This window comes from Streptomyces sp. KL116D (assembly GCF_030766975.1).
Lineage (GTDB): Bacteria > Actinomycetota > Actinomycetes > Streptomycetales > Streptomycetaceae > Streptomyces > Streptomyces longispororuber_A.
The window spans coordinates 1-26,306 of sequence record NZ_JASERH010000093.1 but is presented as its reverse complement, the minus strand read 5'-3'; the positions used below and the strand labels follow the sequence as shown (position 1 = coordinate 26,306).

General features: G+C 69.9%; 17 protein-coding genes and 23 pseudogenes. 36 read left to right on the top strand and 4 right to left on the bottom strand.

Translation table 11 applies throughout. From position 1 onward, the window contains the following. Positions 1-319 precede the first annotated feature (319 nt). Both RBJ77_RS36965 and RBJ77_RS36960 read right to left on the bottom strand, forming a co-directional pair. Positions 320-718, bottom strand: coding sequence for a YhfZ family protein (locus tag RBJ77_RS36965; protein WP_372348937.1), 399 nt, complete (start codon positions 716-718; stop codon positions 320-322). Between the two features lie 409 nt (positions 719-1,127). Continuing rightward, positions 1,128-1,172, bottom strand: a pseudogene (locus RBJ77_RS36960) (hypothetical protein); the annotation flags it as partial. 275 nt (positions 1,173-1,447) lie between these two features. On the opposite strand from RBJ77_RS36960, the gene RBJ77_RS36955 reads away from it, so the two are divergent. The 6 genes and pseudogenes from RBJ77_RS36955 to RBJ77_RS36930 all read left to right on the top strand — a co-directional run bounded on the left by RBJ77_RS36955 (position 1,448) and on the right by RBJ77_RS36930 (position 3,349). Then, entirely contained in the window at positions 1,448-1,807 is a 360-nt protein-coding gene (locus RBJ77_RS36955) for an ATP-dependent metallopeptidase FtsH/Yme1/Tma family protein (protein WP_372348936.1), read from the top strand. A 489-nt stretch (positions 1,808-2,296) separates the two neighbouring features. After that, positions 2,297-2,350, top strand: a pseudogene (locus tag RBJ77_RS36950) (hypothetical protein); the annotation flags it as partial. Between the two features lie 55 nt (positions 2,351-2,405). Next, positions 2,406-2,462: pseudogene (locus tag RBJ77_RS36945) on the top strand (hypothetical protein); the annotation flags it as partial. A 166-nt stretch (positions 2,463-2,628) separates the two neighbouring features. Next, positions 2,629-2,763 (top strand): hypothetical protein, encoded by a 135-nt coding sequence (locus RBJ77_RS36940; RefSeq protein WP_372348935.1) that lies wholly within the window; start codon positions 2,629-2,631, stop codon positions 2,761-2,763. 69 nt (positions 2,764-2,832) lie between these two features. Further along, positions 2,833-2,898: pseudogene (locus RBJ77_RS36935) on the top strand (hypothetical protein); the annotation flags it as partial. A gap of 52 nt (positions 2,899-2,950) precedes the next feature. Next, entirely contained in the window at positions 2,951-3,349 is a 399-nt protein-coding gene (locus tag RBJ77_RS36930; RefSeq protein WP_372348934.1) for a hypothetical protein, read from the top strand. Between the two features lie 48 nt (positions 3,350-3,397). Here RBJ77_RS36930 and RBJ77_RS36925 read toward each other — a convergent pair. Then, positions 3,398-4,160 (bottom strand): annotated as a pseudogene (locus RBJ77_RS36925) (cyclopropane-fatty-acyl-phospholipid synthase family protein). A 358-nt stretch (positions 4,161-4,518) separates the two neighbouring features. On the opposite strand from RBJ77_RS36925, the pseudogene RBJ77_RS36920 reads away from it, so the two are divergent. The 21 genes and pseudogenes from RBJ77_RS36920 to RBJ77_RS36820 all read left to right on the top strand — a co-directional run bounded on the left by RBJ77_RS36920 (position 4,519) and on the right by RBJ77_RS36820 (position 19,509). After that, positions 4,519-5,929, top strand: a pseudogene (locus RBJ77_RS36920) (His/Gly/Thr/Pro-type tRNA ligase C-terminal domain-containing protein). A 223-nt stretch (positions 5,930-6,152) separates the two neighbouring features. Next, positions 6,153-6,736, top strand: a pseudogene (locus RBJ77_RS36915) (hypothetical protein); the annotation flags it as partial. A 224-nt stretch (positions 6,737-6,960) separates the two neighbouring features. Further along, positions 6,961-7,418: pseudogene (gene rpsP, locus RBJ77_RS36910) on the top strand (30S ribosomal protein S16). Further along, positions 7,415-7,622, top strand: a pseudogene (locus tag RBJ77_RS36905) (RNA-binding protein); the annotation flags it as partial. The pseudogenes rpsP and RBJ77_RS36905, both read left to right, overlap by 4 nt. A gap of 101 nt (positions 7,623-7,723) precedes the next feature. Next, positions 7,724-8,289: pseudogene (rimM, locus tag RBJ77_RS36900) on the top strand (ribosome maturation factor RimM). A 303-nt stretch (positions 8,290-8,592) separates the two neighbouring features. Then, the gene (locus RBJ77_RS36895; RefSeq protein WP_372348933.1) at positions 8,593-8,991 is read left to right on the top strand and encodes a hypothetical protein; all 399 of its coding nucleotides are present in this window, start codon (positions 8,593-8,595) and stop codon (positions 8,989-8,991) included. Between the two features lie 412 nt (positions 8,992-9,403). Further along, positions 9,404-9,658 carry a 50S ribosomal protein L19 gene (locus RBJ77_RS36890; protein WP_372348932.1) on the top strand — a complete coding sequence of 85 codons (255 nt, stop codon included), beginning with the start codon at positions 9,404-9,406 and terminating at the stop codon, positions 9,656-9,658. Positions 9,659-10,095: 437 nt separating this feature from the next. Continuing rightward, positions 10,096-10,224, top strand: coding sequence for a hypothetical protein (locus RBJ77_RS36885; RefSeq protein WP_372348931.1), 129 nt, complete (start codon positions 10,096-10,098; stop codon positions 10,222-10,224). Between the two features lie 155 nt (positions 10,225-10,379). Continuing rightward, a pseudogene (locus tag RBJ77_RS36880) lies at positions 10,380-10,922 on the top strand (hypothetical protein); the annotation flags it as partial. A gap of 103 nt (positions 10,923-11,025) precedes the next feature. Further along, the gene (locus tag RBJ77_RS36875) at positions 11,026-11,295 is read left to right on the top strand and encodes a hypothetical protein (protein WP_372348950.1); all 270 of its coding nucleotides are present in this window, start codon (positions 11,026-11,028) and stop codon (positions 11,293-11,295) included. A gap of 154 nt (positions 11,296-11,449) precedes the next feature. Then, positions 11,450-12,357: pseudogene (gene lepB, locus RBJ77_RS36870) on the top strand (signal peptidase I). Between the two features lie 830 nt (positions 12,358-13,187). Continuing rightward, positions 13,188-13,710: pseudogene (locus tag RBJ77_RS36865) on the top strand (NUDIX domain-containing protein). A 56-nt stretch (positions 13,711-13,766) separates the two neighbouring features. Then, a pseudogene (locus RBJ77_RS36860) lies at positions 13,767-14,077 on the top strand (DUF2469 domain-containing protein). Positions 14,078-14,217: 140 nt separating this feature from the next. Then, a complete protein-coding gene (locus RBJ77_RS36855; RefSeq protein ID WP_372348930.1) occupies positions 14,218-14,382 on the top strand; it encodes a hypothetical protein in 165 nt (54 codons plus the stop codon). A gap of 323 nt (positions 14,383-14,705) precedes the next feature. After that, positions 14,706-14,948, top strand: a pseudogene (locus tag RBJ77_RS36850) (magnesium chelatase domain-containing protein); the annotation flags it as partial. A gap of 364 nt (positions 14,949-15,312) precedes the next feature. Further along, on the top strand, positions 15,313-15,459 hold the full coding sequence (locus tag RBJ77_RS36845) for an ATP-binding protein (protein WP_372348949.1): 147 nt from the start codon (positions 15,313-15,315) through the stop codon (positions 15,457-15,459). Beyond that, positions 15,401-15,532: pseudogene (locus RBJ77_RS36840) on the top strand (hypothetical protein); the annotation flags it as partial. The gene RBJ77_RS36845 and the pseudogene RBJ77_RS36840, both read left to right, overlap by 59 nt. Then, complete coding sequence (locus tag RBJ77_RS36835; RefSeq protein ID WP_372348948.1) at positions 15,501-16,406, top strand: ATP-binding protein; 906 nt, start codon at positions 15,501-15,503, stop codon at positions 16,404-16,406. The pseudogene RBJ77_RS36840 and the gene RBJ77_RS36835, both read left to right, overlap by 32 nt. A gap of 468 nt (positions 16,407-16,874) precedes the next feature. Continuing rightward, positions 16,875-17,150 (top strand): hypothetical protein, encoded by a 276-nt coding sequence (locus tag RBJ77_RS36830; protein WP_372348929.1) that lies wholly within the window; start codon positions 16,875-16,877, stop codon positions 17,148-17,150. Positions 17,151-18,164: 1,014 nt separating this feature from the next. Then, entirely contained in the window at positions 18,165-18,836 is a 672-nt protein-coding gene (locus RBJ77_RS36825; protein WP_372348947.1) for a sigma-70 family RNA polymerase sigma factor, read from the top strand. A gap of 107 nt (positions 18,837-18,943) precedes the next feature. Further along, positions 18,944-19,509 (top strand): annotated as a pseudogene (locus RBJ77_RS36820) (TetR/AcrR family transcriptional regulator). Between the two features lie 288 nt (positions 19,510-19,797). On the opposite strand, the pseudogene RBJ77_RS36815 reads toward RBJ77_RS36820, so the two are convergent. Then, positions 19,798-20,298: pseudogene (locus RBJ77_RS36815) on the bottom strand (M23 family metallopeptidase); the annotation flags it as partial. Positions 20,299-20,318: 20 nt separating this feature from the next. Between RBJ77_RS36815 and rpsB the strand changes: the two are divergent. From rpsB to RBJ77_RS36770, 9 genes and pseudogenes are all read left to right on the top strand, one after another. Then, positions 20,319-20,849 (top strand): annotated as a pseudogene (rpsB, locus tag RBJ77_RS36810) (30S ribosomal protein S2); the annotation flags it as partial. A 79-nt stretch (positions 20,850-20,928) separates the two neighbouring features. Beyond that, positions 20,929-21,171, top strand: a pseudogene (locus tag RBJ77_RS36805) (30S ribosomal protein S2); the annotation flags it as partial. 73 nt (positions 21,172-21,244) lie between these two features. Then, on the top strand, positions 21,245-21,397 hold the full coding sequence (locus tag RBJ77_RS36800; protein ID WP_372348928.1) for a hypothetical protein: 153 nt from the start codon (positions 21,245-21,247) through the stop codon (positions 21,395-21,397). Positions 21,398-21,635: 238 nt separating this feature from the next. Continuing rightward, positions 21,636-22,205, top strand: a pseudogene (gene tsf / locus RBJ77_RS36795) (translation elongation factor Ts); the annotation flags it as partial. After that, a complete protein-coding gene (locus tag RBJ77_RS36790) occupies positions 22,138-22,440 on the top strand; it encodes a hypothetical protein (RefSeq protein ID WP_372348946.1) in 303 nt (100 codons plus the stop codon). The pseudogene tsf and the gene RBJ77_RS36790, both read left to right, overlap by 68 nt. Before the next feature lie 194 nt (positions 22,441-22,634). After that, a pseudogene (pyrH, locus tag RBJ77_RS36785) lies at positions 22,635-23,402 on the top strand (UMP kinase). A 152-nt stretch (positions 23,403-23,554) separates the two neighbouring features. Beyond that, positions 23,555-24,113 (top strand): annotated as a pseudogene (frr, locus tag RBJ77_RS36780) (ribosome recycling factor). A gap of 457 nt (positions 24,114-24,570) precedes the next feature. Next, complete coding sequence (locus tag RBJ77_RS36775) at positions 24,571-24,819, top strand: hypothetical protein (RefSeq protein WP_372348927.1); 249 nt, start codon at positions 24,571-24,573, stop codon at positions 24,817-24,819. Then, positions 24,816-25,415: a phosphatidate cytidylyltransferase gene (locus RBJ77_RS36770; RefSeq protein ID WP_372348926.1), complete on the top strand. Its 600-nt coding sequence runs from the start codon at positions 24,816-24,818 to the stop codon at positions 25,413-25,415. The genes RBJ77_RS36775 and RBJ77_RS36770 overlap by 4 nt, the downstream gene beginning before the upstream one ends. The last annotated feature ends 891 nt before the right edge of the window (positions 25,416-26,306 follow it).

The window sequence follows — 26,306 nt, the reverse complement described above, 5'->3', positions numbered from 1 at the left end:
GCTCGTCCGTGAGGAACTGCTCGATCAGGGGCGCCGTCCAGGGAGCCGGGTGAGCGCCATCATCAGATGGCTGGTGAGCATCCGGCGCTCTCCTCGGTGACGATGCGGCCCTCGTCCTCCAGAGCGGTCAGCTCGGCGAGTACACGAAGTCGGCGACCTCGGGCCTGACCTGGCCTCCTTCGAGGAACAGCCGGATGCGGAGGGCTAGTTGGTCGTCCATGGGACCTCCCAATCGAGACAGTAACCGGGATTCTGGATTTTGAGGGGGGCCGAAGGTCCCGAGAGGGGATCACGACAGCCCGTCGTCCGTGCGGGGTCGTCAGTACGAGGGGATGCGATCGCCTCGCAGCACTTCGGCCTGCAACTGCGCCACCTGGGACAGATCGAGGGCGTCCTGCACCGCGGACAGCGCCTTGGCGCCCTCGGTCCTGCCGATGATCGCCGCGCTGGAGTTGCGCAGCGCCAGATCGCGGGTGACCTCGTCGCCCAGGGGCAGCACGTCCACCTCCATGCCGAGCCGTCCCTGCACCTCGTCGAGGTTCCAGACGGTGGCGTCGGCCTTGTTCTGTGCGAACAGGTTCGCGCAGCTGCATGTACGACGACTCGACCCACTGGATGTCCGAGCGCCCCGAGAGGCGCGCTCCGCCAGCATCCGCTGGTCCTCCGACGCGTGGTCGACGGCGACCCGCAGTCCAGGGGCGTCCAGTGAGGGCGCCATCGCGCACGAGGAAGCCGTGCGCGCCTACATAGGTGGCCGGGTCCCAGGTCGGCGACGAGCGCCAACTGGTCTCTGTGCTGCTCGACCAGTCCGTCGGCCGCGAGGCGCGACAGTACGACCAGGTCGACCTTGCCTTCAGGAGGGCCGCGGTTCGGGGCGCCCGCACCGCGCATGAAGGTGATGGCAAAGGCGTACCGGCCTCTTCGAAGGCTGCGCGCAGGCCCGTGGCCAGGCCCTCGTAGCGCCGGGAGTAGGGGAGGGCATCGCCGCCAGCAGAGTGCCGAGCCCCGAGAGGCGCCACAGTATGGCGCGGTCCGAGGCGACCAGGAAGGTGCCCAGGTGTCCACGGAGCGGCGGTCTCGATGGCGCCCGCCTCCTCCAGGAGGCGGAGAGCAGCCCGCACGGTTCCGTTCCCGCAGCCGAGCTCCTCGGCGAAGTCCCGTACGCGGGGCAGGCGGGTGTCCGGCTTCGTGGCCCATGAGGAGGACCGCGAGCCGGCGGGCCGCGAGGCCGTTGCGTGAGAGCGATCGTCGGAAACCGTTCACGATTCAGACAGTAACCAGGGATTCTGGATACTGGCAAGGGTCCGGGATCTGTGCGTGGTCATGGGCCCAGGCTCGTGGGCCCGAGACCGGAGCCTCGGCAGAGGGCAGGCGGCAGGAGGAGAGACAGGCGTGGCGAATCGCGTACCCCCGCGCGACCGCACCGATCAGCCCTGGCGCTCCGAGGGTGCCGCCCCCGCCGCCTCCGCAGTCGCCCAAGCGCAAGATGCCCGGCGGCTGGGGGCGAGCCTCATCCCTGACGGCCCTGATCGTCTACCTGATCGCCAACCTGGTCCTGTCGTTCTTCAACGAGGGCGACGAGCCGACGATCTCGTACACCGAGTTCAGCAAACAGGTCGCCAACGACAACGTCACCAAGATCTACGCCAAGGGCGACGCGATCCAGGGCCAGCTCAAGCAGCTGAGCAGCCCACCCCGGACGACAGCGGCAGCAAGGCCGACAACTACACGAAGTTCACGACGCAGCGCCCGTCCTTCGCCGACGACGACCTCTGGGCGAACCTGGAGAAGCACGACGTCACCGTGACGGCCGAACCGGTCGTCCAGGAGCGCAGCTTCCTGTCCAACCTCCTCATCTCGCTCGCCCCCGATGCTGCTCCCTCGTCGTCCTGTGGATCTTCATCGCGCGCCGCATGAGCCAGGGCATGGGCGGCGCCGGCGACGCATGCTCGGCCGCAAACAGCCGCCCAAGCCCCGTCGAACTGGAACCCGGCAAGAAGCGCACCACGTTCGACGACGTCGCCGGCATCGACGAGGTCGAGGGCGAGCTCAACGACGTCGTCGACTTCCTCAAGAACCCCGACGCCTACCGCAAGATGGGCGCCAAGATGCCGCGCGGCGTGCTCCTCGCGGGCCCGCCCGGCACCGGCAAGACGCTGCTCGCGCGCTATCGGTGGCCGGCGAGGCCGGAGTGCCGTTCTTCTCGGCCTCCGCCTCGGGTTCATCGAGATGATCGTCGGCGTCGGCGCCTCCCGCGTACGGGAGTTGTTCGCGGAGGCCCGCAAGGTCGCCGTCGATCATCTTCATCGACGAGATCGACACCATCGGCCGCGCGCGTGGCGGCGGCAGCGGCATGGGCGGCCACGACGAGCGCGAGCAGACCCTGAACCAGATCCCTCACGGAGATGGACGGCTTCACCGGCTCCGAGGGCGTCATCGTCATCGCCGCCACCAACCGCGCCGACGTCCTCGACCCGGCCCTCACCCGCCCCGGCCGCTTCGACCGCATCGTCAGCGTCTCCCCGCCCGACCGCGGCGGCCGCGAGAGCCATCCTCAAGATCCACGCCCGCCAGATCCCGCTCGCCCCCGACGTCGACCTCGCCCAAGTCGCCCGCACGACCCCGGGCATGACCGGCGCAGAACTCGCCAACCTCACCAACGAGGCAGCGCTCCCTGGCCGTCAAGCGCAAGCAGAAGGAAGTCACGCAGACCGACCTGTCCGAAGCGCTGGAGAAGGTCAGCTGGGCGCGAGCGGCCCCTGATGATGCCCGACGAGGGAGCGCCGCCGCACCACGCGCTCCTACCACGAGAGCGGCCACGCCCTCCTGGGCATGCTCCAGCCCGGCGCCGACGTCCGCAAGATCACCATCGTGCCGCGCGGCAGGGCGCTCGGCGTGACCCTGTCCACCCCGGACTCCGACAAGTACGCGTACACGGAGGAGTACCTGCGTGAGACGCATCATCGGCGCGCTGGGCGGCATGGCGGCCGAACAGGTCGTCTACGGAGTCATCACCACCGGTGCCGAGAACGACCTCGAACAGGTCACCAACATCGCCCGCGGCATGGTCGCCCGCTGGGGCATGAGCGAAGAAGGTCGGCCGTCTGTCGGCCCTCCCGAACGATGCGCAGCAGGCCTACGGTCTCGCCGCCGCGCCCGACACCCTCGACACGATCGACGGAGAAATGCGCCGCATCGTGGACGAGTGCTACGAGAGAGAGCGTGCCACAAGCTGCGCGACCACCGCGACCAGCTGAACGCGTTGGCGGCCGCGCTCCTGGAGAACGAGACGCTGGAGGAGGCCGACGCCTACCGGGTCGCCGGCATCACACGCCTCACCAAGGACTGAACCGGATCCGTCCTCCTGCCTCCTGCGACGCCGTGGTCGTACGCACTGTCAGGTCGTACGCGCGATCAGGTACCGGAAGACGTTCGGCATCCAGACGGTGCCGTCGGCCCGCACGTACGGCTGCAGCGCCTCCGTCACCTCCTTGTCCACCTGCGTCTGGTCCGTCGCACGACCGCTACGCGTCGAACAACCGCGTCGACGGCAGGCCGCGCACCGCACTCTCCGTGTCCGCGTACCCGAAGGGCGGGCACGCCACCCGCCCGATCCGTCGGGCCGCAGCCCCGCCCGCGGCCTCCTCCAGGTCGTCACGCCGGAGAGCCGGCCGCCAACTCCCCGCACTACGAAGGGGGTCGGCGAGCTTCTGGCCACCCGTAGACGGACGAAGCCGTGCAGCGCTCCGGAGGGCCCCATCCGACCAGCACCACGGGAGGCGTTCCGCTCGGCCAGCGGAGCGGCGCTCTCCAGGGCGTGGAGAGCCGCTCGAGAGTCCCCCGCCGTGCAGCCGATCGGCTGGAAGGCGGTGATCAGGGTGCACGGGGCGTCGTCCGGCGCGGCGACGACCGCGTCGTCCCGGCCGTCCGTGAGACGGGTGTCCGTGCTCTCCTGCTCGCTCCACGCCTCGGGCAGCAGCCGCTCCCTGGCGAGCGCTGAGCCCGCTCCGGCTCCGCGGCCTCGACGCCGGTCACGGCCGCGCCGCGACGACGCCGCCATGAGAAGGGCGGGACCCGGAACCGCAGCCGAGTCCCAGAAGGCGTGTGCCCGGGCCGACCTCAAGCCGCTCGTACACCGCTTCGTAGAGCGGGACCAACATCCGCTCTGGATCTCCGCCCACGTCACGCGCGCGTGCGCACAGGTCCGCGCGCGACACCGGTGCCGCGTGGGGGGAGGTGTCGCTGCACGAGCGTAGGTGTCATCGAAAGTGCCCCAATCCACCGAGAGATGCCGAGAGTTGTCGCCGTGGTGTGTTGACCGTGTTCGCGCGCTGCTCGCACTCCCCCGTATGTCAGAGAACTCCGCATCGTCCGTCACGTCTAGGGGGGTGTTTGGCAGGCGTGCCGACATTGCGCGTACTCCGTCGTGCGCCCCCTGAAGGCCCTATGCCAGTGGCATAGAGGCATACGGGCGAAAAGGATTCCCGTGCCCGCAGTCCGCGCCGTAGCATGCGCGACATGGCCAAAGCACCCGTTCTCACGCCCCAGGCGGAAGACTTTCCGCGCTGGTACCCAGGACGCTCATCACCAAGGCCAGGCTGGCCGACAACGGACCGGTGCGCGACGATGGTGATCCGACCGCGTACGGCTGCTGCCTGTGGGGGCGGATGCAGCAGGACATGGACGCGCGCATCAAGGAGACGGGCACGCAGAACGCGTACTTCCCGCTCTGATCCCGCAGTCGTACCTCACCAAGGAGGCCGACCACGTCGAGGGCTTCGCGCTCGAACTGGCCGTGGTCACCCACGGCGGCGGCAAAGGGCTCGAAGAGCCCGCCGTCGTCCGCCCACCTCCGAGTGATCGTCAACGACTACTTTCCCAAGTGGGTGCAGAGCTGCCGCGACCTGCCCCTGCTCATCAACCAGTGGTAACGTGGTCCGTTGGGAGCTGCGGCCCCGGCTGTTCCTGCGGACGACCCGGATTCCTCTGGCAGGAGGGCCACACGGCGCACGCGACCTACGAGGAGGCGCGCGCACTTCGCGGCGCGCATCCCACCGGCACGTACGCGCGGACTTCATGGAGAACGTGCTCGCCATGGACGTCGTCCTGGGGCGCAAGACCGCCAAGGAGCGCTTCGCGGGCGCCATCAACACCCTCACCCTCGAAGGGATGATGGGCGACGGCAAGGCCTCAGATGGGCATGAGCCACGAACTCAGGCAGAACTTCGCCAAGGCCTTCCACACGCAGTACCTGTCGAAGGAAGGCAAGCAGGAGCTGGTCTGGCAGACCTCCTGGGGATCGACGGCCCGCATGATCGGCGCCCTCGTGATGATGCACGGCGACGACAACGGACTACGGGTGCCGCCGCGCCTCGCCGCCACCCAGGTCGTCGTCCTCGCCATCAAGGGCGACAGGCCGTCCTCGCCAAGGTGCGCGAGATCGGTGACGCCCTGAAGGCGGCCGGCATCGCGTCCAGGTCGACGACCGCACCGACACCCCCTTCGGGCGCCGGGCCGTCGACTGGGAGCGAAGGGCGTCCCCGTACGGATCGAGATCGGCCCGCGCGACCTGGAGGGCGGTACGGCGATGCTGGCCCGCCGCATTCCCGGCGGCAAGGAGCCGGTGCCCGTGGACGCCCTGGCCGGACTGCTGCCGGGCATCCTCGAAGAGGACCAGGCGCTGCTCCTGAGCAGTCCCGCGAACGCCGCGTGTCCCGTACGAGCGAGGTCGCCACGCTGGAGGAGGCCGTCGAGGTGACCTCGGCCGGCGGCTGGGCGAGCATTCCGTGGGCCACGCTCGGCGAGGCGGGCGAGGCGCGGCTGGGCCGAGCACTCCGTCTCCGTGCGGTGTCTGCTCGCCGCGGACGGGTCGGTGCCGGACGCCGATGACGCACCCAGTAACGTCGCCGTGGTGGCACGCGCGTACTGAGGCCGAAAACAGCTCTTGTTCGAGCGACGCCCCGGCGTGTGGATCGCGTACATCCCGGGGCGTATGTATCACTACGCACCCCTTGGCGAGCTGTGCGGCTTCTCCGCAGATCAGCGCACCCGCCCTCGTCCGGGACGCATGAGCGGCAACTGACTGGTACGTGCAAAATATTTGGGATGCCCCGGAATAAGAACACAGAGGCACCCCGGCTCGTTGTCACGACGTGAGCACGACACCACCTGTTCTCGCCGCAGAGCTGGCAGGGGCGTGGGCCGACATTCAGCGGCACCACCCCGAACTGCCGGATCTTTGCCGCGCCCGAATCTGATCCGGGGAGTCGTCGTCCGCCTGCGGACACGGGCTCTCCTCCGAGCGACTCCTCCACGAGGCGGTCCATGGCATCGCCGCAGCGCGCCGGAATCCGCGACACCTCGCGCGCCGGCCGCCACCACAGCCGCAGATTCCTGGCCAGCTCGCCGAGGAGCTGGGCCTCGACCACCCCGAGGAGCCGCATCCCAGCGGTGGCTGCTCGCTGGTCACGCCTGAACCTCGAGGCGAAAGCAGCGCTACCGGCAGACGATCGAGGCGGCTCCATCGCGCTCAAGGCGCACACCGTGGCGACCGCCGCGGACACCAACGCAGCTTCCGCGGGACCGGCCGCCCGGCACGGCTCCTCAGGAGGCGGGGTGCGGAATCAAGGCCGTCTGCGCACTGCGGTCGCAATGTCCGCGTCGTGCCCCGGTGCTCGCACAGGCCCCCATCGTGTGCGGCGGATGCGGAAAGCCCTTCCGCATCCCGGAGGTCGTCGAGCGGCGCCGCGAGCTGACGCTCGGCCCTGGTGGGGCGGCCGTATGCGGGTTCGGCCGCCGTCGACGTATGGGCACAATGGCTAGCTGTACTCGACAGTCGCACAGGACCCCTCTATCGCGGCTGGCGCGTCCATCCGGGCACTCCGGGTACCGCAGACCACGCGGCAACTCTCGCCGTGCCCACCCACGTCAAGACCAGGAGACACCACTCGCGCAGTCAAGATCAAGCTGAAGCGTCTGGGCAAGATCCGTTCGCCTCACTACCCGCATCGTCGTCGCCGACTCCCGTACCCGCCGTGACGGCCGGGCCATCGAGGAGATCGGTCCTGTACCACCCGGTGCAGACCCGTCGCGCATCGAGGTCGGCTCGGAGCGCGCGCAGTACTGGCTGGGTGTCGGCGCGCAGCCGACCGAGCCGGTCATGGCCATCCTGAAGCTCACCGGCGACTGGCAGAAGCACAAGGGCCCGCCCGCCCCGGAGCCGCTGGAAGGTCGCCGAGCCGAAGAAGGCCCGTCCCTCCTTCTCGAGAGGCGCTTCGGCCACGGCCGACGAGCCCAAGGTGAGGCCATCACCCAGAAGAAGGAAGTGCTGAGAGAGAGGACGAGGGCCGCTGGGGCTGCGTCCGGAGTCGACCGAGGCTCCGAGCATGCTCCGAGGGCTCTTGGGCGGCACCTCGTGAAGGGCATTGTCGACAACCCCGACGACGTGCAGGTCGCCGCGCGCAACCTGCGCCGTGGGGCGCGTGCTGGAAGGTCCGGGTCCACCTGACGACCTCGGCAAGGTGATCGGCCGCAACGGCCGCACGCGCGCGCTCTGCGCACCGTCGTGGGGCGCCATCGGCGGCCGGTGTCCGCGTGTCGACCTCGTCGACGTCGACCAGGTTCTGCTGACAAAGTTGAACACCGGCTCGAGGCCGGGAGGGCTGGCTAGCCGTCCCCGGCCCTGTCGTTGAGCCCCAGTGGTTGGACAGGAGAGTTTCGGATCGTGCAGTTGGTAGTCGGGCGCATCGGCCGCGCCCACGGGACATCCAAAGGGCGAGCGTCACCGTCGAGGTGCGCACCGACGAGCCCGAGCTGCGGCTCGGCCCCGGCGCGGTGCTCGCGACCGACCCCGCCGCTTCCGGGACCGCTCACCATCGAGTCGGCCGGGTGCACAGCGGCCGCCTGCTGCTGCGCTTCGAGGGCGTGCGACCGGACCGGCGCGGAGGCGCTGCGCAACACCCTCCTGATCGCCGAGGTCGACCCGAGGAGCGCGGCCCGGAGCGACGAGGACGGTCCTACGACCACCAGCTCATGGACCTCGACGTCGTACCGTCGACGGGATCGAGGTCGAGCCGGGATCACGGAGATCTCCCACCTGCCCTCGCAGGACCTGTTCATCGTGGGAGCGCCCCGACGGCACCGAGGTCATGATCCCGTTCGTCGAGGAGATCGTCAGCGAGACCGACCTCGAGGAGCAGAAGGCGATCATCCACGCCGCCGCCCGGCCTCATCGACGACCGCGCCGAGATCGCGTCCGCGCGACACCGCGGGAGGAAGAGGGCGCGCTGAGGCCTCGACGTCGTCACGATCTTCTCCCGAGTACCTGGAACCGCTGAACGTCTCGCTCGTCGGCAAGGCACGCGCGCGTGGCCAACTCGACGTCCAGGTGCACGACTTGAGCGGACTGGACGTACGACCGGCACAACACGGTCGACGACACCCCTACGGGGGCGGCCCCCGGCATGGTCATGAAGACCGAGCCGTGGGGGCGACTGCTCGACGACGTCCTCGCCGACGGGTACGAGAACGGGGCCCACGGGCCCGTCCTGGTCGTTCCACGCCCTCCGGGCGCCCTCTTCGCAGGAACTCGCCGTGGAGCTCTCCGAGCGCCCTGGCTGGTCTTCACGCGCGCGCTACGAGGGCATCGACCGCCGCGTCATCGACGGCAGTACGCGACCCAGCATGCCGGTCTACGAGGTCTCCATCGGCGACTACGTCCTCGCGGGCGGGAAGCCGCCGTGCTGGTCGTCACGGAGGCCGTGGCGCGCGCTGCTGCCGGGCGTGCTCGGCAACGCGGCCTCGCACCAGGACGACTCCTTCGCGCCCGGCGCGATGGCCAACCTCCTGGAAGGGCCCGTCTACACCAAGCCTCCAAAGTGGCGCGGCCGGGACATCCCGGACGTGCTGCTCAGCGGCCACCACGGCAGGATCAGCGCGGTGGCGCCGGGACGAGGCGCTGCCGTCGCACCACGCGCAACCGGCCCGATCTGATCGAGCGCACCGACCCGAAGGCCTTCGACCAAGAAGGACCGGGAAATGCTCTCGATCCCTGGGGCTGGCGGCCGGGTCCCGACGGACGATTTGGGCCAACGCCCGAGGCCGTGGAAGGAAATAGGCCGCTGCTGTACGTCCAGCCTGCGCCCCTGCCACAGGGGGACGCGCGCGGCCCGACGCGATCAGCTACCGAAACTCATCGCATACCTCCCGCTGATGACCTGTGGCATCGGCGAAGAAAGCAGACGATCATGTCTCACCTGCTCGACTCCGTCGACTCCGCGTCGCTGCGTAGCGACATCCCGGCCTTCCGCCCGGGTGACACCGTCAACGTCACGTCCGCGTCATCGAGGGCAACCGCTCCCGTGTGCAGCAGTTCGAGGCGTAGTCATCCGTCGCCAGGGCGCCGGTGTCTCGGACCTTCACGGTCCGCAAGGTCTCCTTCTCCGTCGGCGTCGAGCGCACCTTCGGTGCACATCGATCGTCGAGAAGATCGAGCTCGTCACCAAAGGGTGACGTCCGTCGCGCCAAGCTGTACTACCTCCGCGAGCTGCGCGGCAAGGCCGCGAAGATCAAGGAGGAAGCGCGAGAACTGAGCCGCTCGGCGCCCCTCGAGAGCGCCAGCGCATCTCGCGACCGCGGAGTCCTCAGGAGAGCCGGATAGCATCTGGTCTCGATGGACACCGAAGCTACGTAGCACGTGGAGCGCGACCGCGTTCCTCCCAGCCCCATGAGTCACGACCCTCACAGGGCTGAGGGAGGACCGGTCGCGCTCTCTTCTTTGCTGTCCGCGACCGCCTGGCCGCCCGGCGCCGCATCACGCTCTCGCTGCTCCACTGTGCATGGCGTTCCTGCTCGCCTTCAGCGTCTTCGTGATGCAGCCGTTTCCAGATCCCCAGCAGCTCGATGGTGGAGACCACATTGAGGGTCGGGGACCGCGTTCCTCGTAAATAAGTTGGCGTACCGTTTCGGTGCCGGGCAGGCGAGGGAGACGTGGTCGTGCCTCGACGGCAAGTGGGTACTTCGGTGATGCTGACTACATCGGGCGCGTCGTGGGCGTGAGACCATGTGGTCTGCCGCGACAGCAACGGGAGGATCGAGGTGAACGGGCAGTCCGTGGACGAGCGCGCCGTGCTGCATGCCGGGGACGCGCCTTCGGATGTGCCCTTCGACATCGAGGTTCCCGAGGACTCCCTCTTCCTGCTCGGCGACCACCGCAGCGACTCGTGACTCCCGCGAGTGCCTGGGTGCGCCCGGCGGCGGGTTCGTCCCGGTCGACCAGGTGATCGGCCGGGCCCAGTGGATCGCTCCGCCGATGGGTCACTGGCACTCCTTGTCCGCGCAACGACGTCTACGCGCGCGTGCGCCCGCACCCGGGGGTGCGCATGGGTAGCCGGGGCAAGCTCGTGCGCGCGGGCCACCGGTCCGGACGACCAGCTGCCCACCGGGGGCCCGGCCCGCAGCGGGGCCCACGCTGCCGGGGCGTGCGGAGCGGCGCAAGCTCGCGCGCGCAAGGTGAAGCGGCGCCGAAGGCGCTCCGCGATCAAGGAGATGCTCCTCATAGGCGTGGCCCTGCTCGCAGCCCTGGTCCTCAAGACGTTCCTGGTGCAGGCGTTCGTGATTCCGTCCGGCTCCAGCTGGAGCAGACGATCAAGATCGACGCGACCGGGTCGCGGTCGACAAGCTCACCCCCTGGCTCGGCGCGCAGGTGCACCGCGGTGACGTCGTCGTCTTCAAGCGACGAACTGAAAGCTCGCCCAGGAGGCGGGCGACAAGCAGGACCCCCGGTCGGGGTGAAAGCGAGATCCAAGCGAAGGCCTGACCTGGATCCGGGCTCCTGCCGTCCGGACAACGACCGCGACCTCATCAAGCGGGTCGTCGGTGTCGGCGGCGACACGGTGAAGTGCTGCGACAAGCAGGGGCGCGTCACCGTCAACGGGACGCCGCTGGACGAGAAGGCCTACATCCACCCCGGCAACGCCCGTCAAGTTCGACTTCTCGGTGAAGGTCCCCGAGGGTCGGCTGTTCGTGATGGGCGACCACCGTGCCAACTCGGCGGACTCGCGCTACCACCTCACCGACGACTTCAAAGGGAACCGTCGCCGAGGAGTCGATGGTCGGACGGGCCCGCGGCATCGTCGGCCCATCGGGCACTGGACCACGCTCGGCGAGCCGGAGACGTTCTCGGCCGTGGCCGACGCGCAAGGCGACGGGTCGACCAGCGGCTCTCATACGTCGCATAAGGTGGCCACCACGAACAGCGCCGTACCGTCCGGAACGCATCGGATTCGGACGGATTGATCCCCCTCCCGACTCCCTGCGGAACTCCCGCTCGTTATGGGAGTGGTGGGCCTGCATCGCGTAGGGATCAGGCAGCGGCACGGAGTGAGGTGGATGTGGGGGACTGGCGGTCGGCGCACGGTCAGGGCATGGGCCCGAGGGAGCAGCCCGGGCGATCCGACGACGCGGCGAGTCCGGCCGTGACGGGTTCCGTGCCCGGGACGGTGACGGCGTGGAGGCGAGCTCCACGGGCGGTTCGGGAGCCGACGGCGACGAACCCAGGAGCAACCAAGAAGCCCGTTCCTTCTGGAAGGAGCTGCCGCTCCTCATCGCCATCGCCCTGGTGCTGGCCCTGGTGATCAAGACGTTCCTGGTCCAGGCGTTCTCGATCCCGTCGGCGTCGATGGAGAACACGCTGCAGATCGGCGACCGGGTGCTGGTCGGCAAGCTCACCCGTGGTTCGGGCTGCCGGAGCCGGACCGCGGCGAGTGATCGTCTTCCACGACCCGGACGGGTGGCTGGAGGGCGAGCCCACCGCGGAGCCCAACGCCGTGCAGCAGGTGCTCAGTTGGATCGGTCTGATGCCGTCCGCCGACGAGAAGGACCTCATCAAGCGCGTCGTCGGTGTCGGCGGCGACACCATCGAGTGCAAGGGCACGGGCGCTCAAGGTCAACGGCAAGGCGCTGAACGAGCCGTACGTCTACGCGGGCAACACCCCGTGCAGCCCGGGACAACGCGGGCGGGACCTTCAAGGTGAAGGTTCCAGAAGGCAAAGTTTGGGTCATGGTGACCACCGCCAGGACTCCATGGACGCTACCACCAGAACGACAAGAACCAGGGCTTCGTCCCCGTCGACAACGTCGTGGGCGGGCCATCGTCGTCGCCTGGCCGCCCACGCACTGGTCGACGCTGCCCGTGCCGGACACCTTCGACCAGTCGGGCATCGACGCCGCGGCGAAGAGCGCGGCAGGCGCGCTCGGGCTCGCGGGTGCGCTGCCGCTGGTCCTGTGGCGCAGGCGCAAGATCAACCAGCGCCTTACCGAGAAACACCAGGGGTTTCTGCGACCGGTACCGCCGGGTAGGGTGCCGTCCCAGATCGCCGATCTTCCGCGGTCCGTGCCGTTCCGAGGCCGGGCCGCGAAAGGTCGAGCTACCGACGCGGCAACTGGGATGAGCAGGACACGTCGGTACGCGGCCGAGGGCCACGGCAAGGTCGGCAGCGCGCTGTCGGGCATAGCCGTGGCCCCCGGCTGTGTGCTGTTCCTCGGCGGATTCGTGTGAAGTGCGCTTCGTGTACCAGCCGCACGCGTGCCCACCGACCTCGATGACGCCGACGATCGGCGCCGGCGACCGTCCTCGCCCAGCGCATCGACGGCAGTGAGGTCAAGCGCGGCGACGTCGTCGTCTCCAGTGAGGGCGACCTGGGGTGACATGCCGATGGTCAAGCGCGTCGTCGGCATCGGCGGCGACAGGAATCGCCTGCTGCACCGACGGCAAGCTGACCGTCAACGGCGAGAAGGTCGAAGAACCGTATCTCCCGGCTGACACGAACGCCTCGCTCACCGATCAAGTCCACGACCGTCAAGCGCCTCTTCCTCCCCGGCGACGAGCGCAGCGGCTCGCTGGCGACTCAGCGTCCACCTCGGAGACTCGCGAACGGCTCGGTGGAGCGCCGGCGCCGTGCAGGCGCGCGACACCAGTGAGCCTGGCCCGCCGGACGGCGCGCCGGCCAAGCCCACCGGCTTCGAGCGCGTGCTCGCCGCGACCTCCGCGCCGGACGCTCAGGCTGATGCTGACCGTGCCAGTCGCAGGCCGGACGCGGTCCTGGTGCTCGGCAGTGGCGGCCTACGGGCCCCTCGCCAAGCTGGCCACGGCGAGCTCGCGCACCGCGCTCCAGGCGCGGCCTTCGTGCCTGAGGCTCGGCAGGGTGCTGCGCCAGGTGGCGCAAGAGGTCGTGCTGCTCGACCCGTAGAGGACCGCGTCCTGCTCCTGCACGGCCATCGAGCCCGATGACGCGCGGCGGTCGACTGGTGGTCTCACGCCGGGCGGCGGTCTGGAGCGACGAGACGCGTGGACGCGCGTGCGCGGCGCAGGAACCGCCGGGGAGACCGGCGGCATCACCGAGGTGGAGCTGGGCCCCGCGCTGTGGCAGCGGACCTGCTCGTTCCCGTTCGACGGACGGCGCTGGGACCAGGACGAGTGGTACTTCCTGGCCCGTGGCTGGCGTCTTGCGCAGGACCGGGTCGAGATCAACGACGACGGCCTGACCGACCCGAACGATCGCAGCGTCGAAGGAGCACGTTGGTGGACGTACCAAGGAACTGGCCGAAGCGCATGAGACGGTGTATCCGACCAGACCTCGCCGAGCTGCTGAACCGATTGCTCGACGACGGTCCCCGAGCCGGCCGTTGGTCCTCGACACGGAAATCGTCTAGAGACACCAGAGGCTGGCGCGCAATACAGGGGACGCACGGCTGAAGGGAAACATGCCATGAGCGCCGAGGACCTCGAGAAGTACGAGACCGAGATGGAGCTGAAGCTCTACCGTACCGCGACGTCGTCGGTCTGTTCAAATACGTGATCGAGACCGAGCGGCGTTTCTACCTCACTCAACGACTACGAGGTGCAGAGTGCGCTCGGTCCAGGGCGAGGTGTTCTTCGAGGTGTCCATGGCGGATGCCTGGGTTCCGGACATGTGCCGGCCCGCACGCTTCGTGAAGCAGGTGCGCGTTCTGGACGTTCCAAGCGACGTCGAACATCGAGGAGCTCAACAAGAGTGACCTGGAGCTTCCGGGCAGCTGAGGCCGGGCGTTCCCTCGCCTCGGCCGGTCGCGGAACCCCTGGCGGGTGGCGGACTCTGTCCACAACCCGTGAGTGGTTCACCAAGATCCACTTCTTGTTCTGCGCTGCGTCAGCGTGGGTGCCGGAGAGGTGGTGCCGACGTGAAACGCACGGGGCGCGATGGGGAAACCACGTGCGAGGACCTGGCCGCGAGGCGGCTGGCCGATCGCCAGGATGACGGGTGCTCGCGCGGAATTGGCGCGCGGAGCAGGCTCGGTGAGATCGACATCGTGGCGCGGGACGGCGACGCGATCGTGGTGTGCTGAGGTCAAGACCCGCCGGGGGCGGCGCGGGGCGGACGGTGCCTTCCCGGCATCCGATGGCCGCGATCACGCCGGTCAAGGCAACGACGCCTGCGGGACCTCGCGGAGCGCTGGGCGCAGTGAGCACGGCGGGAGCGCCACCCGGCGGAGTGCGCATCGACGTGATCGGGGATCCTGCTGCCGGGACCGCGCGCGGCCGCCCGCGTCGAGTACGCGCGGTGTCCTGATGGGATTCGCGCGTACGTGTTCTGGTGGTCTGGTAGGTCGAGCGGCGTCGTCGTCGAGGTGCAGGCGGACCTGGAGCCGGGGGTCTGCCGTCACACCTCGTGCTGCCCGACAAGAGCCTCGTCGAGAGCCGGGACCGGGTCAGGGCCGCGGTGGTGAACTCCGGGGCGGACTGGCCGCAGAAGAAGCTCACGGTGGACTGAGCCCGGCGTCCGTGCCCGCGGGCGGTTCGGGATTCGACCTCGCTGTCGCCTGCGCCGTGCTCCGGTGCCGCCGAGCGGATCGACCCACGGATCCTCGCCGACATCGTGATGGTCGGCGAACTGGGGCTGGACGGGCGGGTGCGACCGGTCGAGGGCGTGCTCCCGGCGGTGCTCGCGGCGGCCGACGCGGGTACGAGCAGGTCGTGGTCCCCGAGGGCACGGCGGGCGAGGCGTCCCTCGTGCCGGGGATTCGGTCCTCGGCGTACGCAGCCTGCGCCAGCTGATCGCGGTGCTCACGGACGGTGCCGGTGCCGACGAGCCGCCGGGAGGACCGCACCCGCCCCGATCTCCCGCCTGCCGGGCTCAGCATGCCCGGGAGCGGCGCGCGGGCACCGGCCTCGGCGGACTCACTGCACGACGGCCACGGGCCTCGACCTCGCCGGACGTCGGACGGCCGTCGGCCCGCACCGCGATCGAGGTGGCCGCGGCGGGCGGCCACCACGTCATGCTCTCCGGGCCGCCGGGCGCGGGCAAGACCATGCTCGCCGAGCGGCTGCCGACCGTCCTTCCCGCCCCTCACCCGCGAGGAGTCCCTGGAGGTCACGGCGATCCACTCCGGTGGCGGGCATGCTGCCGCCCGGCAAGGCGATGATCGACACCGCGCCGTGCTGCGCACCGCACCACTCGGCGACCATGCAGTCCCTCGTCGGGGAGGGCCCGGCGTGGCCAGGCCCGGCGCGGTCTCGCTGTCGCATCGCGGCGTGCTCTTCCTGGACGAGGCGCCCGGTTCACCCGGACGGCCGGGCCCTGGACGCACTGCGCCAGCCCCTGGAGTCGGGGCACGTGGTGATCGCGCGAGCGCAGGGAGTGAATGCGGCTGCGCGCGGTTCCCTGATGGCGCTGGCCGCGAACCCGTGCGCCCTGCGAGTCAGTACCGCGCCCTGGGCGGGGGTGCGACGCGTCCACCGGCCGCCGTGCGGCGGTGCGGGCCCGGCTCTCCGGGCCGCTGATCGGCTCAGGTGGACCTCAGGGTCGAGGTGGACGCCGTCGCGCGCAGCGAACTGTGCCGGGTACGGGCCGCGGGGCGACAGCACGCAGGTGGTTGCCGACCGGAGTGCGGGAAGCGCGCGGGAGCGGGCGGCCCGCACGGTTCGCGGACACCCCGTGGCGGACCCAGCAGCGAGGTGCCGGGGCACGCGCTGCGCGCGAGATGGCGCCGCGCCGGGAGCCCTGGACGAGGCCGAACTGGACCTGGAGCGCGGCTTCCTGACCGCTCGCGGGCTCGACCGGGTGCTTCGGGTGGCGTGGACCGTCGCCGACCTCGCGGGCCAGAGCGGCCCTTCGCCGGAACGTGGACGCTCGCGCGCTGCAACTGCGACCGAGGATCCTCGCGCGGGAGTGCCGATTGACGATCGGGGCCGGCTCAAGCTGACGGGGTGGGCGTCCCGGACGAAGGTGCGGCTCGCCCGGGCGCGAGCTGACACTGGATCGGCGGAAGCCCGGCGCTCGGAGGTGGTCCGGGCGGTGGCTGCGGGAAGTTCAGGGGCGGTCGAGACAGATGCGGCGGATCGGCGAGGCGGCCGGCCGGGGAACGACTAGGGCCGCGATCGGTGTGACCGGTGCGACCGGCGCGTCGGTGATGGCCGTGACGGTGGTGCCGGTGCCGAGCGCAGGGCCGTTGCCGGGGGTGCGGGCGGAGCGCTGGGCAGGACTGGTCGCCCGGTCCCGTGAAGCGCCGCCCGCGGGCGCGGACTTAGCCCGGGTCGCGGAGCTCGGGGGCGCGGTTTCGTGTGCCCGGGGACGCCAGTGGCCAGGTCAGCTGGACGACCTGGGGGACGCGGCCGATCGGTCTGTGGGTGCAGGGCGGGCCCAGCCTGCGGATGTGGGCGCTGCTGCGCTCGGTGGCCGTGGTGAGCCGCGGGCCTGCACGGACTACAGGGTGCCCGGATCGGGGCGAGCCTCGGGGCCGGGCTCGCGGGCGACAATGCAGGTCGTCGTCTCAGGCGGGGCGTACGGGGTGGACGCGGCGGCGCACCGTGGGGCGCTCGGGGGCGACGAGGTGCGACCGTGGCGGTCCTCGCCTGCAGGGTCGACCGCGTCTATCCGCGCGGTCACGCCCAGTTGATCGACCACGGGTCGCGGAACAGGGGCTCGTGGTGGGTGAGTTGCCGCCCCGGTGATCGCCGACCCCAGTCGCTTCATCCCTCCAGGAACCGGGTGATCGCGGCTCTCCACCAGAGGCACCGTGGTCGTCGAGGCGGCCTATCGCAGTGGGGGCGTTGGGCACGGCCCGGTGGGCGCGGCGGCTCGGCCGGCACTCGGTGGGGGTGCCGGGGCCGGTGACCAGCAGCGTCTCCGCGTGCACGGCGCTGCTGCGGAAGGAGGCCGTGCTGGTGACGGACGCCGCGGAAGTCGTTGAGCTATTGGTCGGAGATGTGGGAGCTGGCGCCGGAGCGGCGGGGGCCCGTGCTGCCGCGCGATCTGCTGCCGCGGGCCCGCGGCGGCGCGGCGACTGCCTCGCGGTGCTGCCCGCGCGGGGACGCGCAGCGTCGCGGAGATCGGCCTAGCCGGGCGCGCGGGGCGACGCAGGACGGGGCGATCGGGAAGTTGTACGAACTGCGCTCGGTGGGGTTCGTCGAACGGCACGGCGACGGCTGGCAGTTGACACGCCAGGCGACCGGCCGGACTTTCGAAAGAGTTCCCCTGACGCCTGACGTTCCGCCGTCCGGATGACCCCCGATGACGCTTGGCGAATTCAGAGCAGTTGGCGCTCCGGCCCGGGTCGCGTGCGGAGCCCGAAAGAGGCCGCGCCAGTCGCCCAACGGAACGTATCTGCGCGCGTACGATCCTACCCTTCGCACACTGCGACACTCCAGTCACGCTACGCTCACCAGGATTCGGGTTCGTCCCCTCAATCCGCGAATCAGGTAGGCAGCTCGGTGCCAGTCATCACCAGACGGGCAGCACGGCATCTTCAAGACCAAAGCGACCAAGGCAACCAAAGCGGCCCTTACGACCACCACCTCAGGCACCTCACCGGTTTTCACTGGTCTCTCCAAGTTTCTCCGGTTCCTCCAGTTCCTCCAGTTCCTCCGAGTCTCTCGAGGTCGGCTCCTCGGTACGCAGCAGAACGGCACAAGGCGGCGCATGCCACGGCACACCTCCGGTTCCGACCGGGCGGCGGTCCCTCCCGCGGCCCGCGGTTCCAGCTGTGCGGCCTCCGGCTCCCTCCTCCCTCGAGGAGCTGTGGAGGTCATTGCAAGGCGACGGAAGGCGACGAGCGGCTGCGGGAGCAGCTGATCCTGCACTACTCGCCGCTGGTGAAAGTACGTCGCGGGCCGGGTCCAGCGATGGGGGCTGCCGCCCAATGTCGAGGCAGGCCGACTTCGTTTCGTCGGGGGTCTTCGGGCTGATCGACGCGATCGAGAAGTTCGACATCGGACGGGAAGATCAAGTTCGGGAACGTACGCGATCACCCGGATCCGCGGCGCGATGATCGACGAGCTGCGGGCCCTGGACTGGATCCCGCGGTCCGTGCGGCGAGAAGGCGCGCAACGTCGAGCGGGCCTACGCGACGCTCGAGGCCAAGCTGCGGCGGACGCCCTCGGAGAGCGAGGTCGCCGAGAGATGGGGGTGGCGCTGGAGAACTGCATGCGGTTTTTCAGCCAGTTGGCGCTCGCGAACGTCCGTGGCGCTCGAGGGCTGTTGCACGTCCGCGAGAGCGGTGACCGGCTTCAGCCTCATGGACACGCTCGAGGACCACGCGGCGGACAATCCCGTGGAGGTCGCCGAGTTGACCGCGAGCTGCGGCGCTATCTGGCGAGCGATCAACGCACGCTGCCGGAGCGTGAGAAGACCGTCGTCACGCTCTACTACTACGAAGGCCTGACGCTGGCCGAGATCGGCAACGATGCTCGCGTCACCGAGAGCCGGGTTCAGTCAGATCACACACGAAGTCGGTGCTGCAGCTGCGGGCGAAGCTGGCGAGTTTCCGGCGCTGAGGGGGTGCCGGGCGGGCGGTCGTGGTGAATCGTCCCTGCCGGAGCTTGCTCCCGGCCCCGGGTGGCCGGTGCGCTCCCGTACCGGGCGGCGCGTCCGTAAAAGTGGAGACGTGCCAAGGATTCCGAGCGGCCTCTGTGGCCCGAGCACCGGTCGATGCAGCGCGGCGCCCGCTGGACGCGGCGCGTTCCCTGCTGATCGAGAGGGCGGGACGGAGGCGCTGGCGTTCCGCGCTCGCTGAGCGGGCGGGGCTCGCGCGAGTCGTCCGTCTACGAGTACTTCAAGTCCCGCGCGGCCCGTGGTCGAGGAGCTGTGCGAGGTCGACTTCCCAGTGTGGGCCGCGGAGGTCAGGCCGGGATGGCGCGGGCCGCGACGCCCGGGGGCAAGGTCAGGCGTACGTGCGTGAGCAGCTGGCGCTGGTCGAGGGACCGGCGGCACCGGGCCGCATCGTGGCGATCTCCGCAGCCGAGTGAGCTGGATGCCGGGGCGCGGGAGAAGATCCGCGCCGCGCACGGGGGCTCGTCGCGATGATCGTCGAGGCGCTCAGGGAGATGGGGCACGAGCAGCCTCGGCTCGCGGCGATGTTGTTGCAGGGGTGTAGTGGACGCGGCCGTGCGGCGGATCGAGCTGGGGGCCGCGGAGGATCCTGGCGTGATCGTGGATGCGGCCCGTGGGGATGGCTTTGCGGGGCGTTCAGGGCTGAGGGCTGCCGCCTGGGTGGCCGGTGATTGGTTCTGGTCGTCGGGATGGTGGGCGGGGCCGGGTTTCTGGCCGTGTCGTGGTGGGGCCTCCCGTGTGGGTGCGCTGCACCGAGGTGCCGCCTTGCCCACCCTGCCGCCCCCAGGCGGCAGATTGCCCAAGGCAGGGGAGCCGTCAACGGGGAGCCGTCAGCTGGCGGCAGACCGCCCAAGGCGAGCGGCGGAGTCGTTAGTCGGCGGTCGACTGTCTGCGGCGAGCCGCAGCTCGCCGCAGCGAGGTGGGGCTCAGGTGTAGGTGGAGGGAAGGGCCAGATCGGTAGGAGTCTTGCTGGGGGCCTTGTTCGTGCGGACGGGGACAGTAGGGACAGCGGGTCCAGGCACGTCGTGCCGCGGAGCAGGCCCCAGTGGAGCAGGACGGCGTGGTGCGGGGGCAGTGGCCCGTCGGGAGTTCCAGGACTCCGACCAGGTCGCCCGCGCGTACTTCGTCGCCCTGGTCCACCGTCGCCGTGACCGGTTCGTAGGTCGTGCGCAGGGGTGGGTCTCCGGTGTCCGCCAGTTCCACCGCGATCACGCCCCGGCCGGCCAGCTCGCCGGCGAAGGAGACCCGGCCGTCGGTGAGCGCGCGGACCGAGGGCGCCGATCGGAGGGCCGCGAGATCGACGCCGCGGTGGCCGGGGGCCGTAGGGCGTGGCCGGGGGAGACCAGGGGCGTACCACCGCCGGGCGGTCGCCCACCGGCCAGAAGTCAGCCGCGTACGACGGCGTCGCGAGGGCGAACAGCAGCGACATCGGCATCACGCTGAGTAGTTTTTCGCATGGTGCCCCACGATCCCGGGCGAGCCCGAGTCCGGGGATCTTGGCCGGGAAACGTGGACTACCGATCGGTTGTGGACAGCGCGTCACCCGGTACCTCGCGGGTCCCGTACACTTCATGTGGCGATCCGGGCCACCGGATCGACTTCGCACGCCCGGCACCGGGCCCCCATGTCCTTCATGAGGTTCGTGTCAGGCGCCTATCGGTCCCAGTACGGAACGTACGCGGCAGGCGCAGCAGGGCGTCAGGACACAACCGAGAACACACAAGGAGTACGGCCATGGCCGTCGTCACGATGCAGGAGCTGCTGGAAAGCGGCGTCCACTTCGGTCACCAGACCCGTCGTTGGAACCCGAAGATGAAGCGCTTCATCTTCACGGAGCGCAACGGCATCTACATCATCGACCTTCTCCAGTCGCTGTCGTACATCGACCGCGCCTACGAGTTCGTCAGAGAGACCGTCGCCCACAGCGGCACGGTCATGTTCGTCGGTACGAAGAAGCAGGCGCAGGAAGCGATCGCCGAGCAGGCGACCCGCGTCGGCATGCCCTACGTGAACCAGCGCTGGCTGGGCGGCATGCTCACTCAACTTCTCGACCGTCTACAAGCGTCTGCAGCGCCTCAAGGAGCTCGAGCAGATCGACTTCGGAGGACGTCGCGCGTCCAGTCTCACCAAGAAGGAGCTTCTCGTGTCTCTCGCGCGAGAAGGCCAAGCTGGAGAAGACCCTCGGCGGTATCCGCGAGATGTCCAAGGTTCCCAGCGCCGTCTGGATCGTGGACACCAAGAAGGACACATCGCTGTCGGCGAGGCCCGAAGCTCAACATCGGTCGTCGCGATCCTCGACACGAACTGTGACCCCGACGAGGTCGACTACAAGATCCCGGGCAACGACGACGCGATCCGCTCCGTCACCCCTGCTCACCCGCGTGATCGCCGACGCCGTCGCCGAGGGCCTCATCGCCCGTTCCGGCGTGGCCACGGGCGACCAGAAGCCGGGCGAGAAGGCCGCCGGCGAGCCGCTCGCGGAGTGGGAGCGCGACCTGCTCGAGGAGCGAGAAGAAGGCCGACGAGAAGGCTGAGGAGGCCCCGGCCGCCGACGCCGCTGCCGCCGAGGCCCCCGCTGCCGAGGCGCCCGCCGCGCGAGGCTCCGGGCCGCCGAGGCCCCGGCCGCGGACGCCGAGCAGGCCTGACCCGTACGGGTACCGGCATCAACACCGGTTTCGCGAGGTGACGGCGGGGGCCCCTTCGGCCCCCGCCGTTCACCCGTGACCTTCCTTCGCAGACTGCTTCAGACTTCGTAGAGAGAAAACCAGGATCATGGCGAACTACACCGCCGCTGACGTCAAGAAGCTCCGTGAGCTCACGGGCGCCGGCATGATGGACTGCAAGAAGGCGCTCGACGAGGCCGAGGGCAACGTCGACAAGGCCGTCGAGGCGCTCCGCATCAAGGGCCAGAAGGGCGTCGCCAAGCGCGAGGGCCGCTCCGCCGAGAACGGCGCCGTGGTGTCCCTCATCGCCGACGACAACACCTCCGGTGTCCTCGTCGAGCTGAAGTGCGAGACGGACTTCGTCGCCAAGGGCGAGAAGTTCCAGTCGGTCGCCAACCAGCTCGCCGCGCACGTCGCCAAGACGAGCCCCGCGGACCTCGAGGCCCTGCTCGCCTCCGAGATCGAGGCCGGCAAGACCGTCAGGCGTTCGTCGACGAGGCCAACGCCAACCTCGGCGAGAAGATCGTCCTGGACCGCTTCGCGCAGTTCTCGGGCGCCTACGTCGCCGCCTACATGCACCGCACCATGCCCGACCTGCCCCCCGCAGATCGGTGTTCTGGTCGAGCTGGACAAGGCCGACGCCGACCTCGCCAAGGGTGTCGCGCAGCACATCGCCGCCCTTCGCGCCGAAGTACCTCTCCCGCGAGGACGTCCCGGCCGAGGTCGTCGACTCCGAGCGCCGCGTCGCCGAGGAGACCACCCGCGCCGAGGGCAAGCCGGAGGCCGCGCTCCCGAAGATCGTCGAGGGTCGCGTCAGCGGCTTCTTCGAGAGGCCACGCTGCTCGGTCAGCCGTGCGCCCTCGACAACAAGAAGTCCGTCGAGAAGGTCCTCCAGGAGGCCGGTGTCACCCTGAAGCGCTTCTCGCGCATCAAGGTCGGCATCTGAGTCCGTACCGCGCCCGACGCGAGACCCCGATAGGGTCGACAGCAGTCGTTCGGGAACGCTCCGGACGACCGCAGATGTGAGCGGAGGCCATTGCCGCGCATGGGATGCGAAACACCCCCACCGGCAATGGCCTTCTTCGTATGTGCACCACGAGGAGATTCCATGACCACCACCCAGGCCGACAAGGGCGACAAGAGCGACGACGGCAAAGGCGCGGGCGCTTTCTGCTGAAGCTTTCCGGTGAGGCGTTCGCCGGGGCGGGGGTCTCGGGTCGACCCCGACGTGGTGCACGCCATCGCCCGTGAGATCGCGGCCGTCGTCCGCGACGGGGCGCAGATCGCCGTCGTCATCGGCGGCGGCAACTCTTCCGCGGCGCCGAGCTCCAGCAGCGCGGCATGGACCGGGCCCGCTCGGACTACATGGGCATGCTCGGCACCGTCATGAACTGCCTGGCCCTCCAGGACTTCCTGGAGAAGGAAGGCATCGACAGCCGCGTCCAGACCGCCATCACGATGGGCCAGGTCGCGGAGCCGTACATCCTGCTGCGCGCCGTGCGCCACCTGGAGAAGGGGCGCGTCGTCATCTTTCGGCGCCGGCATGGGCATGCCGTACTTCTCCACCGACACCACCGCGGCGCAGCGCGCCCTGGAGATCGACGCCGAGGCGCTGCTCATGGGCAAGAACGGCGTCGACGGCGTCTACGACTCGGACCCGAAGACGAACCCCGAGGCCGTGAAGTTCGACGCCCTCAGCTATGGCGAGGTCATCACCCGCGACCTGAAGGTCGCCGACGTGACCGCGATCACCCTCTGCCGGGACAACACGCTGCCCATCCTCGTCTTCGAGCTCCTCACGTCGGGCAATATCGCGCGCGCCGTCAAGGGTGAGAAGATCAGGACGCTCGTGGGCGAGCAGGGCACCCGCGCCTGACCCAGCCGTCCGTCCCCGGGGCCCCGGGCCCCCGGAGGTCCCCGAGGGATGGACAATGTCCTGCCGGTCGGACACCGTGCAGGAAAGACACGCGACGCAGCCGGCCGCCCCCGTGCATGCCGGGCCTCACTCAAGACACGCAGGAGCAAGTGGTGATCGAAGAGACCCTCCTCGAGGCCGAGGAAAAGATGGAGAAGGCCGTCGTGGTCGCCAAGGAGGACTTCGCCGCGATCCGCACCGGTCGTGCGCACCCGGCGATGTTCAACAAGATCGTGGCCGACTACTACGGCGCGCTGACGCCGATCAACCAGCTGGCCTCGTTCTCGGTGCCCGAGCCGCGGATGGCCCGTGGTGACCCCGTTCGACAAGAGCGCGCTGCGCAACATCGAGCAGGCGATCCGCGACTCCGACCTGGGCGTCAACCCGAGCAACGACGGCAGCATCATTCGTGTGACGTTCCCGGAGCTCACCGAGGAGCGTCGCCGCGACTCACATCAAGGTCGCCAAGACCAAGGCGGAGGACAGCAAGGTCTCCATCCGCTCGGTCCGTCGCAAGGCCAAGGACGCCATCGACAAGGCGATCAAGGACGGCGACATCGGCGAGGACGAGGGCCGTCGCGGCGAGAAGAACTGGACGACACCACCGCCAAGTACGTGGCCCAGGTGGACGAGCTGCTCAAGCACAAGGAAGCCGAGCTGCTCGAAGTCTGAGCGAGCGCGGAACATCGAGGTTCGAGGAATCCGTGAACGACTCTTCCTGGGGGCGCCGACCGGGCCTGGCTACTGGGGGCCCGCCGACCAGGGCCACGGGCCCGCCTACGGTCAGGGGCCCTCGTACGACCAGGGACGCGCTCCGGCGGGTCCCGCGTACGAAAGCGGCACGCGGTTGGAGGAGACTCGGCCCATGCCCATCGTGCCCGATATGCCCGGCGTGCCCGCTGGTGGCGGAGACGCCGACCAGGATGGCGACCGGGGGTCGCTCAGCTGAGCGGCCCCCCTGTTCCGCGACGAGACGCCGCAGACACCGCAGGCGCCGCAGACACCGCAGGAGCCCATGCCCAGCGCAGCACCGCAGCCCCGCCCCCGCGGCGGCGCCGAAAGCAGAGAAAGAAGAGCGCGGGCCGCGACCTCCGGGGCGGCCATAGGGGTCGGCGTCGGGCTCAGTGCGGTGATCATCGCGTCGTTGTTCATCGTCAAGGCCGTGTTCGTCGGCGTGATGGCGGTCGCCGTCGTCGTCGGCCTGTGGGAGCTGACGTCGCGGCTCGAGGCGCGCAAGGGCATCAAGGCGCCGCTCGTGCCGCTCGCCGTCGGTGGCGCGGCGATGGTCGTCGCCGGATACGTCCGGGGCCCCCGAGGGCGCCTGGGTGGCGATGGCGCTCACCGCGCTGGCCGTCCTGGTGTGGCGCATGACGGATGACTGCCGGGCTATCTGAAGCTGACGTCACGGCCGGTGTCTTCGCGGCCTTCTACGTCCCTGCTCCTCGCGACGTTCGTGGCGATGATGCTCACCGCGGACGACGGCGTGGCGGGTGCTCACGTTCCGGGATCCTGACCGTGGTCAGCGACACCGAGGCGTACGCGATCGGCTGGCGGTTCGGCAAGCACAAGCTCGCGCCGCGGTCAGCTCCCGGCAAGACCCGAGGGTCTGCTCGGCGCGGTGCTGTCGTTCGCGATGGTGGCGGGCGTGCTGTGCATGCAGTTCCTGGTGGACGACGGCACGTGGTGGCAGGGCCTGCGTGCTCGGTGTCCTCGTCGCCGCAGTGCAGCGCGACGCTCGGTGACCTGGGCGAGTCCATGATCAAGCGGGATCTCGGCATCAAGGACATGGGGACGCTGTTGCTCCCGCCACGTGGCGGCATCGGGCGGACCGCTCTTCCGGACTCCGCTGCTGCCCACCGCCCGGTGGTGTGGCTGCTGCCGTGGTGCTGTTCGTCGGATCGAGCTGACCCTCGACGCGACCGGTCGCCCGATCGCCCGATCCGGCACAATTTCTCTGATGAGCCCCCCGCCTGAGCCGGCAGGCTCGTCGCCGTTACTGCCCCTGAGGCCCGGCGCCACGGCTCTACCGGCCTCCGACGCCTGCCGCTACCTTCGTGTACTGGGAACCGCCGCTGCTGAGGGCATCGGGAGGCCGTCGTGCCGGTCGGACGATAGACGCAGACGCCACGCCCGCCGCCGCGCTGGTTCATCCGGCTGGTCTGGGTGGTGCACCGCGGCGGTTACCGGGGTGCTGGGCGGGAGGGTCGCGCTGCGGCGGCCGCGCGGGCGACGCTGGGGTGCTCCGGCTGACCACGACCGGACGCCGCACCGGCGACCCGCCGCGTCATCGTCGCCTACCTGGAGGACGGCCCGGAACCTGGTCACGCTGGCGATGAACGGGTGGGGCCTGCGAACCCGCCTGGTGGCTCAACCCTCCAATCACGCCCGGAGGCCGACGCCGACCTGGTCGACGGCCATCGCCTGGTGCAACGCCCGCGCCGCGACGGGAGACGAACGCACCCGCCTGCGGCTCGCTGGCGCGAAACCGACAAGAACCTCGACGCCTTCGCCGCGCGCCGTCCGTCGCCGACGGCGGTGGTGTGCTGGAGCCCAGGGGTGGGCGGGGCCGCTGGGCGCCGGGCGCAGGCTGACCGGACCGGCGATCCCAGAGCCGGGTGAAAACGACCTCGCTCTGGAAGGTGGGCTTCCAGGCTTCAGCCAGCTGAGCCCACCAGGTCGTCTTCGCTGCGGGCACTCATCGAAGGCCCAGGCCCGACGCCGGGGAGCGGAAAAGGCCGGCGCGCGTGACGGACCGCAATTTTGTCGTGTTCTTCCAGTGAGGCGGCGCACGAAAAACGCGAAAGCGTTTCACGATAAATGCGAAAAACGGTTAAACACCCACATCCGAAACCGAACGAAGTACAA

What these genes read in the sequence shown, in the direction of transcription:
- RBJ77_RS36965 (WP_372348937.1), bottom strand. Translation starts at nt 718, where the DNA reads ATGGCGCCCTCACTGGACGCCCCTGGACTGCGGGTCGCCGTCGACCAC.
- RBJ77_RS36940 (WP_372348935.1), top strand. Translation starts at nt 2,629, where the DNA reads ATGACCGGCGCAGAACTCGCCAACCTCACCAACGAGGCAGCGCTCCCT.
- RBJ77_RS36875 (WP_372348950.1), top strand. Translation starts at nt 11,026, where the DNA reads ATGGGCGACCACCGTGCCAACTCGGCGGACTCGCGCTACCACCTCACC.
- RBJ77_RS36845 (WP_372348949.1), top strand. Translation starts at nt 15,313, where the DNA reads ATGCTCTCCGGGCCGCCGGGCGCGGGCAAGACCATGCTCGCCGAGCGG.
- RBJ77_RS36835 (WP_372348948.1), top strand. Translation starts at nt 15,501, where the DNA reads ATGCAGTCCCTCGTCGGGGAGGGCCCGGCGTGGCCAGGCCCGGCGCGG.
- RBJ77_RS36770 (WP_372348926.1), top strand. Translation starts at nt 24,816, where the DNA reads ATGACTGCCGGGCTATCTGAAGCTGACGTCACGGCCGGTGTCTTCGCG.